The sequence below is a fragment of the Streptomyces sp. NPDC059456 genome (assembly GCF_042750055.1).
In the GTDB taxonomy this organism is placed as follows: domain Bacteria; phylum Actinomycetota; class Actinomycetes; order Streptomycetales; family Streptomycetaceae; genus Streptomyces.
The window spans coordinates 1-4,477 of sequence record NZ_JBHYVA010000688.1; the positions used below are offsets into that span (position 1 = coordinate 1).

At 77.3% G+C, this 4,477-nt stretch carries 5 protein-coding genes; 3 read left to right on the forward strand and 2 right to left on the reverse strand.

Features of this window, described 5'->3' with window-relative positions; genetic code table 11:
* Positions 1–104: 104 nt before the first annotated feature.
* Positions 105–1,364 carry a glycosyltransferase 87 family protein gene (locus ACFXA3_RS36440; protein WP_385194418.1) on the forward strand — a complete coding sequence of 420 codons (1,260 nt, stop codon included), beginning with the start codon at positions 105–107 and terminating at the stop codon, positions 1,362–1,364.
* A gap of 31 nt (positions 1,365–1,395) precedes the next feature.
* Positions 1,396–1,821, forward strand: coding sequence for a hypothetical protein (locus tag ACFXA3_RS36445; RefSeq protein ID WP_385194420.1), 426 nt, complete (start codon positions 1,396–1,398; stop codon positions 1,819–1,821).
* A 28-nt stretch (positions 1,822–1,849) separates the two neighbouring features.
* On the opposite strand, the gene ACFXA3_RS36450 is transcribed toward ACFXA3_RS36445, so the two are convergent.
* Positions 1,850–2,509 carry a response regulator gene (locus tag ACFXA3_RS36450; protein ID WP_385194421.1) on the reverse strand — a complete coding sequence of 220 codons (660 nt, stop codon included), beginning with the start codon at positions 2,507–2,509 and terminating at the stop codon, positions 1,850–1,852.
* Positions 2,497–3,795 (reverse strand): sensor histidine kinase, encoded by a 1,299-nt coding sequence (locus ACFXA3_RS36455; protein WP_385194424.1) that lies wholly within the window; start codon positions 3,793–3,795, stop codon positions 2,497–2,499. Before ACFXA3_RS36455 ends, ACFXA3_RS36450 begins: the two co-directional genes overlap by 13 nt.
* A gap of 265 nt (positions 3,796–4,060) precedes the next feature.
* Between ACFXA3_RS36455 and ACFXA3_RS36460 the strand changes: the two genes are divergently transcribed.
* The coding region (locus ACFXA3_RS36460) for a hypothetical protein (RefSeq protein ID WP_385194426.1) at positions 4,061–4,477 on the forward strand (417 nt) is incomplete at its 3' end.

Sequence of the window (4,477 nt, forward strand, 5' to 3'; positions counted from 1 at the left end):
CACAGGCCACGGCCCGCGGGAGCCCCCGTGGTAGGGGAAACCCGACCACGAAGGCTCCGCCTGGGCGTGCAGACCCGAGACGGCCGCGCGGCTGGAATGGGTCCATGACCCCCTCCGCCCGCCCGCTCCCCTCCGCGGCCTCCCGTCTGCTGCCCGCCCCGCCCGCCGCCCGCCGGACCGCCGGCTGGCTGCTCGCGGCGGCCTGGGCGCTGTCGTTCCCGCTGTTCTCCGCGCTCGGCCCGCACCGGCTGTGGGGTTGCTGCGCGGCCGCCGGATACCTGGTCGCCGCCGGGGCCACCGCGCTGGGCCGCCCCCGCTCGGCGACGGCCGCGGCCCTCACCGGGGCCGTCGTACTGCCCCTGCTGCTCCTGGTCCTGACCGGGCAGGGCCAGTCGGAGGTCGCGGTGATCGAACGGTCCGGGCGGCTCCTGCTGGAATCCGGACACCTCTACGTGGAACGCCCCGCCGGGGTCGGGGAGTACACCCCCTACCTGCCCGGCATGGCCCTCCTGGGTCTTCCCCGCGCCCTGCTGGGCGGCGGCGACGGCTGGGCGGTCCGCCTGCTCGGCGACGCCCGGATCTGGTGCGCGGCCGTCCTGTTCGCCGCCCTGTGGGCCGGGCGCCGGATGCTCGGCGGCCCCGCCTCGCCGTGGCTGCCGGTCCTGGTGGCCTCCCCGGTGGTGGCCCTCCCGCTGGCGGTGAGCGGGGTGGACCTGCCGCTTTCGGGGCTGTGCTGCCTGGCACTCGCGGCGGCCGCCTCGGGCCGGCCGGCGGCGGCCGGGGCGGCGCTCGCGGCGGCGTGCGCCATGAAGTGGACCGCGCTGCCGGCGGTGGCGGTGGTCCTCGTACTCCTCCGGGCCTGCCGGGGCGGCCGCGCGGCGCTCCGCTGCGCGGCGGTGGCCGCCCCGGTCACGGCCCTGCTGGTACTGCCGGGAGCGCTGCTCCAGCCGGCCGAGCTGTGGCGGCAGGTCTTCGCCTTCCCCACGGGCCGGGCGCCGGTGCCCACCCCGGCGAGCAGCCCGCTGCCGGGGCACCTGCTGGCCGGTCTCGGGCCGTGGGGCTGGTACCTGACGGTGGCCCTGCTGGGCCTGGGCGCGCTGGGGGTGGCGCTCTCGCTGTGGGCGCGTCCGCCGCGCACGGTCGTCGCCGCCGCCGACCGGCTGGCCCTGGGACTGACCCTGGCCTTCCTGCTGGCTCCGGCGGGCCGCTTCGGCTACCTGATGCTGCCGGTCCTGCTGGTGGTGTGGGCCCGCTGCGCGGCCCCGCCGCCGTCGACCGCCCCCTCGCGGGTCGTGGCCGGCGGACACCACGACGGCGCCGGCCGTCCGGGAACGGCGGCGGGCCGCGCGGCGTCCCTCCCGTGACAAGGGGTTTCCCGGAGCAGACGGAGGCATCGTGTACGCAGGACGGCCGGTCCGTACCGGCAGGGTGGTGCTCGTCGCGGGTGTGCTGCTGGCGCTCTCGGCCGTCGGCTTCGGCGTGACGGCGCTGGTGCGGGCGGGCGATCCCGGCCGCAGCCCGCTGCACCGAGCCGTGGAGGCCTACCTGCACACGGTCGGTACGGGTGGCACCGCGCCCACCGCGGCCTGCGCGTCCGCCGCCGACCCGGCGGCGGAACTGCGCCGCCGGGGAGCCCGGTTCGGCCACCGGATCGTCTCCTCCACCGAGGGCGGCGGGCAGGCCACGGTCAACGTCGACCTCACGCCCGAGCCCGGTCCCGGCGCCGCCGTCGCCTACTCCCTCGACCTGGTCCGTACGGGCGGGGTGTGGCAGGTCTGCTCGGCGTCTCCCGGCCACGTCGAGATCGACCCCTTCGACTGAGGCCGCCGGGCGGGCGGCCGGTGCCGGCTCAGGCGCCGGCCTGCTCCCGCAGGTGGGCCAGGACGGCCAGGACGCGGCGGTTGCCCTCCGCCGGGTCCAGGTCCAGCTTCGTGAAGATGCTGCCGGAGTGCTTCACGACGGAGGCCTCGGTGATGAACAGCCGGGCCGCGACGGCCTGGTTGTTCAGGCCCTGCGCCATCAGGGCGAGCACCTCCCGCTCGCGGGGCGTCAGCCGGGCCAGCGGCCGGTCGGCCGCCGCCGGCGCGAGCAGCACGCGCACCACGTCCGGGTCGATGACCGTCTGGCCCCCGTGCACCCGTTCCAGGGCGTCGAGGAACTCGGTCACCTCGCCGACCCGGTCCTTGAGCAGGTAGCCCAGCCCGGCCGCCGGACCATCGGTGAACAGCCGGGTCGCGTACGCCGTGGCCACGTACTGGGAGAGCACCAGCACCGGCAGCGAGGCGTCACGGGACCGCAGTTCGAGGGCGGCGCGCAGCCCCTCGTCGCGCAGCCCAGGCGGCATCCGCACGTCCGTGACGACCACGTCGGGCCGCTCGGCGGCCACCGCCTCCAGCAGGGAGGGGGCGTCACCGACGGCGGCGAGCACCCGGTGGCCGCCGAGGGTCAGCAGTTCCGTCAGCCCGGCGCGCAGCAGCACCGAGTCCTCGGCGAGGATCACCCGGAGCACGGGACCTCCACGCGCAGTTCCGTCGGCCCGCCCACCGGACTGGACACCGTCAGCCTGCCCTGCAACATCGCCACCCTGTCCGCGAGACCCGCCAGACCCGCTCCCGCGCCGGGATCGGCACCGCCGCGGCCGTCGTCCGTGACGGTGAGGGTGAGCCGGTCCCCCTCGACCCTACCGGCGACGCCGACGTGCGAGGCACCGCTGTGCTTGGCGGCGTTCGCCAACGCCTCCGTGACGGTGAAGTAGGCGGTGGTCTCCACCGGTTCGGGAAGCCGGGGAAGATGCCCGAGGTCCACCGTGACCGGCACCGGGTGGCGCAGCGCCACCTCGGCGACGGCCGCCGCCAGCCCGTGGTCGGTCAGCACCTGCGGATGGATGCCGCGTACGAGGTCCCGCAGTTGCTCCAGGGCCAGCTTCGCCTCGGCGCGCCCGCGCCCGACCAGCGCCGCGGCCTCGGCGGCTTCCGGGATCCGGCGCAGCCGCAGCTCCGCGAGGCCCAGGGTCATGCTGAGGGCCACCAGTTGCTGCTGGGCTCCGTCGTGCAGGTCCCGTTCGATGCGCCGGCGTTCCGCCTCGAAGGCCTCCACGAGCCGGATCCGCGACCGGGTCAGCTCCAGCACCCGGCCGTCCTCCTCGCGCGGGCCGAGCAGCAGCCGGGCCGTCCTCACCTGCGCCCCGGCGATCAGCGCGCCCGCGTACGCGGCCAGCACCAGCCCCGCCAGTCCCACGGCCGTCCCGCCCAGCGCCTCCAGGGGACCCGTGACCCGGCCGGGCACCAGCATTACCGGCTCGGGGGCGAGCGCCCACACGACGACCGGGGACACCACCAGGAGCAGCGAGAACGCCAGGAGCGCCAGCACCCCGAACCCGGCCGCGCCGAACACCGTCCCGAGCAGCGCGGCGTACCCGAACTCCCGCCAGGTGGCGCGCTCCCGCAGCCGGGTGCGCAGCCAGGCGGCGGCGCCGGCCCCGGCGAGCGAGGCGTGCGGGTCGGCGACCGGAACCGGCTCGGCCCACCGCAGCCGGCGCCGCTCCAGCTCGCCGAGCGGCACGGCGCCGGCCACGGCGGCGACCAGCAGCAGGAGCCCGACCCCGGCGACGGCCAGCAGCACCCCGAGGCCCACGAGCAGGACCATGGCCAGCAGTACCGCGTACCCGAGGGGGAACCCGCTGCCCAGGTACGCCCAGCACCGCCAGGGCCACCACGAGCCGAGGAACCGCCACGGCCGCCGCAGCACCGCCCACACGGTCACCGGGGGGACGGGGAAGACAGCGGAATCGGACATGCGCTCCAGCCTAGGCCGTGCCGCGCGGGTGCTGTCGGGGCGTCACATCGCGGCGCCCGCCGCCGGGAAGCCGCAGCAGCGCCCCGCAGGGACGAGGACGGCCGGGGGCGGGGCAGGCGGGGGTGCCGTACGGGACTGGGCCGGCCGGGTGAACGGCTGGCTTGAACTCGCTCCTCCGCCGGTGATCTTGACGCGTCTGCGGCGTATCGAAGCGCCGCCGTGATCGTTTCTTCAGCCGAGACCCTCACAACCGGGAGGACGCGCGGTGACCGCTTGGCAGTACTTCGCCGGAGCCGGCCTGGTGGCGGCGCTCTGCCCGTTGCAGTGCCAGGTGGCGGTCGCGGACGACGCCGGCGGCGGCGCGAGTGCGAGTGCGAGCGCGGGCGTGGGCGCGGGCGCGGGCGTTTCGGGTGTGGCCGGTGTCGATGCCGGCGCCCGGCACGCTGACGGCCACGGCCACGGCCACGGGCAGGGGCGCGTACAGGTGCGCGGCCGGGGTGAGGCGAACGACGACGGGACCGGCCCGGGCGACGGGGCCCGGCCCGACGCGTGCGTTCCGCCCGGGCAGCCGCTGCCGTCGCCCGCCGAGCCGTCGCCCGCCGCACCCTCCGCGGTCCGGCCTCCCGTGCGGGTCCTCGTGCCCGGTGTCGACCGGCCGACCGTGCACCACCCGGGGCGGGGC

What these genes read in the sequence shown, in the direction of transcription:
- ACFXA3_RS36440 (WP_385194418.1), top strand. Translation starts at nt 105, where the DNA reads ATGACCCCCTCCGCCCGCCCGCTCCCCTCCGCGGCCTCCCGTCTGCTG.
- ACFXA3_RS36455 (WP_385194424.1), bottom strand. Translation starts at nt 3,795, where the DNA reads ATGTCCGATTCCGCTGTCTTCCCCGTCCCCCCGGTGACCGTGTGGGCG.